Below are 3,906 nucleotides of genomic sequence, written 5' to 3'. Positions count from 1 at the left end.
GCCTACAGTATAACGTAGCCTTGAAATGTATCGAATCACCCCCATTTAGCTAAGCAATGTGATTAACCCACTTGTTTAGAAAGAGTCATCATGAGTCAAGTCGAACAACAAAATGCGGAAACCCTTGGTTTTCAAACAGAGGTCAAACAACTTTTACAGTTGATGATTCACTCGTTGTACTCCAATAAGGAAATTTTCCTGCGCGAGCTGGTCTCTAATGCCTCGGATGCGTGCGATAAGTTGCGCTTCGAGTCCATCGATAATCCAGATTTGCTCGAAGGCGATGGCGAGATGCGTATTCGTGTGGAGTACGATAAAGAGCAACGCACTATTACCATTTCGGATAATGGGATCGGTATGAGCCGCGACGAGGCGGTGAAAAACCTAGGTACCATTGCCCGCTCGGGAACTAAGGAGTTTTTTAGTCAACTCACCGGTGACAAGCAAAAAGATGCCCAGTTAATTGGCCAGTTTGGGGTTGGGTTTTATTCGTCGTTTATTGTGGCTGAAAAAGTTTCGGTGCTGAGCCGTCGCGCCGGTACCCCAGAAACCGAAGGGGTATTATGGGAATCTGAGGGTCAAGGGGATTTTCGTGTAGCGCCCGCCGAAAAAGCGGACCGCGGTACCGCTATTACCCTTTATTTGCGTGAAGAAGATGCTGAGTTTGCCGATGGCTGGCGCTTACGCGCTATTTTACGTCGTTATTCGGACCATATTTCTTTGCCCATTCAGATGCGCAAAGAGGATTGGGATGCTGAAAAACAAGAGCAAGTCAAATCCAATGAGTGGGAAACCGTAAACCAAGCCAATGCGCTGTGGACCCGTGCGCGCAATGACATCGAGGACGAGCAATACATTGAGTTCTACAAGCATATAGCGCACGATTTTGAAGATCCCTTGGCTTGGACCCACAACCGTGTTGAAGGGCGTACCGAGTACACGCAGCTACTTTATATTCCTAAGCGCGCTCCGTTTGATTTGTGGGACCGGGACGCAAAACGGGGTGTTAAGTTGTATGTAAAGCGCGTCTTTATTATGGACGATGCCGAGCAGCTATTACCGAATTATTTGCGTTTTGTGCGTGGGGTCATTGATTCGGCCGACTTGCCTTTAAACGTTTCACGAGAAATTCTCCAAGAGAGTCGAGATGTACGTGCCATACGTGATGGCTCCGCACGCCGAGTGCTTTCTTTGCTCGAGGACTTGGCCGAAAACGAGCCAGATAAATATACCCAGTTCTGGCAGACTTTTGGTCAAGTGCTTAAAGAGGGGGTAGGCGAGGACACCTCAAATAAAGAGCGTATTGCTGGCTTGTTACGCTTTGCCTCCACCCACAATGACAGCAGTGTGCAGGATGTGTCATTGAACGATTACATTGGGCGCATGAAAGAGGGGCAAGACAAAATCTACTACGTTACCGCTGATTCGTACGCGGCAGCTAAACATAGTCCGCACCTAGAGGTATTCCGCAAAAAGGGCATTGAAGTCTTGCTGCTGAGTGAGCGCGTGGATGAGTGGATGCTGTCTTTTCTTACCGAGTTTGATGGGAAAACATTGGTATCCGTAGCCAAAGGTGGTTTAGATTTGGCAGAGCTGGCCGATGAAGAGGAAAAACAAAAGCAAGAAAAGGTTGCTGAGGAATTCAAGCCGTTAGTGGAGCGTCTTGAGAAAACGCTAGGTGAAAAAGTGAAATCAGTACGAGTCACTGGGCGGCTGGTGGACTCGCCCGCCTGCGTGGTAGTGGATGAGCATGAAATGAGCCCACACTTGCTGCGCATGTTGCAAGCCGCCGGCCAACCTACCCCTGATGTGAAGCCCATTCTAGAGATCAATCCGGACCACCAGTTAGTGCGTCGTATTAGCGAGGTCGACGAGGCGGATTTTGAAGATTGGGCTACTTTGCTTTTAGAGCAGGCCATGCTCGCAGAGGGGGCTTTATTGGATGAGCCCGCGGCTTTTGTTCAGCGTTTGAATCGTTTGTTGCTACAACAATAGTTTCAGATATTTATATAGTGATTAAAGCGGTGCTTAGGCACCGCTTTTTTGTTGGCTGCTCACAACAAAAAGAGAGCGAATCGAATTCCATTTGCGTTTGCTAATGATAATGATTATCATTTGTCACAATTTATACATATGCTTTGTTTCACTCACAGGAGAAGCCTCATGTCTCACCCCCGTCAAACGGTGATATCGTTTCGCCAGTCTATGCTGTATACCGCCATTTGCAGTGCACTAACCATGCCGGCAATAGCACAAACCGAAGAAAATACAACAGTACAGCAGTTACAAACTATTTCTGTACAGGGGCAGGCAATCGATGGCTACCAAACGCATGAGGTGACTTCGCCTAAAATGACGGCACCGCTGTTAGACACACCGCGTACTATCAATGTGATTCCTGAAGAGGTGATTAAAGATCGCGGCGCGACCTCGCTACAAGATGTGCTGCGCACCACACCTGGCATTACGTTAGGTTCTGGCGAGGGCGGTACCCCTACGGGCGATCGTCCATTTATTCGTGGTTACGAAGCCAGCACGGACATTTTTATTGATGGGCTACGCGATTATGCGCGTGGCTCCCACGAAACCTTTAATCTAGAGTCTGTCGAAGTTATAAAAGGACCCAGCTCAGCATACACGGGGCGCGGGGGCACCGGTGGCAGCATCAACCTTGTGACCAAATCGCCTAAGCTAGAGGATTTTGCGGAAGCGACAGCTGGTGTGGGCAATGGCGGTCAACATCGCTTAACGCTGGATGGGAACTACGTGTTTTCGGACACAGGGGCCGTGCGTCTGAACCTGATGCGCACAGGGGGGGATATGCCTGGGCGTAACGAAGTAGAAATGGATCGTTGGGGGGTTGCGCCCTCTATTGCTTTCGGTTTGGGTACACCTACACGTGTGACTCTTAGCTACGCGCATATTGAAAACAAAGATACCCCAGATTGGGGGATTCCTTTCCGTAATGCGGCAAATCCAGATCGTGTCACTCCCATTAAGGTGGATCGTGATAACTACTACGGCCGTGCGGGGGTGGATTTTCGTGAAAATAAGTTTGATACCGCTACGGCACAGCTAGAGCATGATATTAATCAGCAGCTGACGGTACGTAATACTACCCGCTATGGCACGAGCTTAAACCATTACCTTTATACGCGCCCCTCATTTGATAATTGTGCCGCTGGTGCTGGCGGTTCTTGTGCTACTGAAGACGCTGGCTTGCAGTTTACCCGAGCGGACCGTATGCGCTGGCGTAAAAGTGAGTCCTTAATCAATCAGACGGATTTGTTTGGCTCCTTTACCACGGGGTCGCTAAAGCATAATTTTGCGGCTGGTTTAGAGTTCAGCAAGGAAGAAATTTATTCTAAAGCCATGGAAGGTGGCCCAGGCGGGGATACCGATTCGTTCTGGCATCCGAATCCTCATCGTCAATATAACAGCCAGATTAATTACGGCCCTAAACTAAAAGATGGCCATATCAAAACACACTCCCTGTATGTTTTTGACACGATTGAGCTAAATGATCAGTGGTCACTGAATGGGGGCGTGCGCTACGATAAGTTTAAAGTCGCTGATACAAAGAAACATATTGCTCGTGATGACAATATTTGGAGCTACCAGGCGGGGGTGGTGTATAAGCCTGCTCAAAATGGTGCTATTTATTTGTCCTACGGTACTTCAGCTAACCCAGCGGGGGAAAACTTTGGGCAGGCTGGCGGAGCCGATGGCCCAGCAGGCGGGGCACAGTTGCATGATTTAAAACCTGAGAAAAGTCGTTCTTGGGAGCTCGGTACAAAATGGGATGTGATGGACGAGCGTTTGTCGTTGACCGCGGCGGTTTTCCAGACCGATAAAACGGATGCGCGTTCTACCGATCCGGCTACGGGGGATGTCTCGCTATCTGGA

Annotated in this window: 2 protein-coding genes; both read left to right on the top strand. The window is 49.2% G+C overall.

What is annotated here, in order from left to right:
* Positions 1-90: 90 nt before the first annotated feature.
* Positions 91-1,995: a molecular chaperone HtpG gene (gene htpG / locus Q1V74_RS07965; protein ID WP_300647926.1), complete on the top strand. Its 1,905-nt coding sequence runs from the start codon at positions 91-93 to the stop codon at positions 1,993-1,995.
* Between the two features lie 168 nt (positions 1,996-2,163).
* Positions 2,164-3,906 (top strand): TonB-dependent receptor (locus Q1V74_RS07960; protein ID WP_300647923.1); only part of this gene is annotated, 1,743 nt, incomplete at its 3' end.

Source organism: Paenalcaligenes sp. (assembly GCF_030152715.1).
Taxonomy (GTDB): Bacteria; Pseudomonadota; Gammaproteobacteria; order Burkholderiales; family Burkholderiaceae_B; genus Paenalcaligenes; species Paenalcaligenes hermetiae.
Note: the sequence above shows the minus strand (reverse complement) of the source record. Positions and strands in the feature narration are given on the sequence as shown.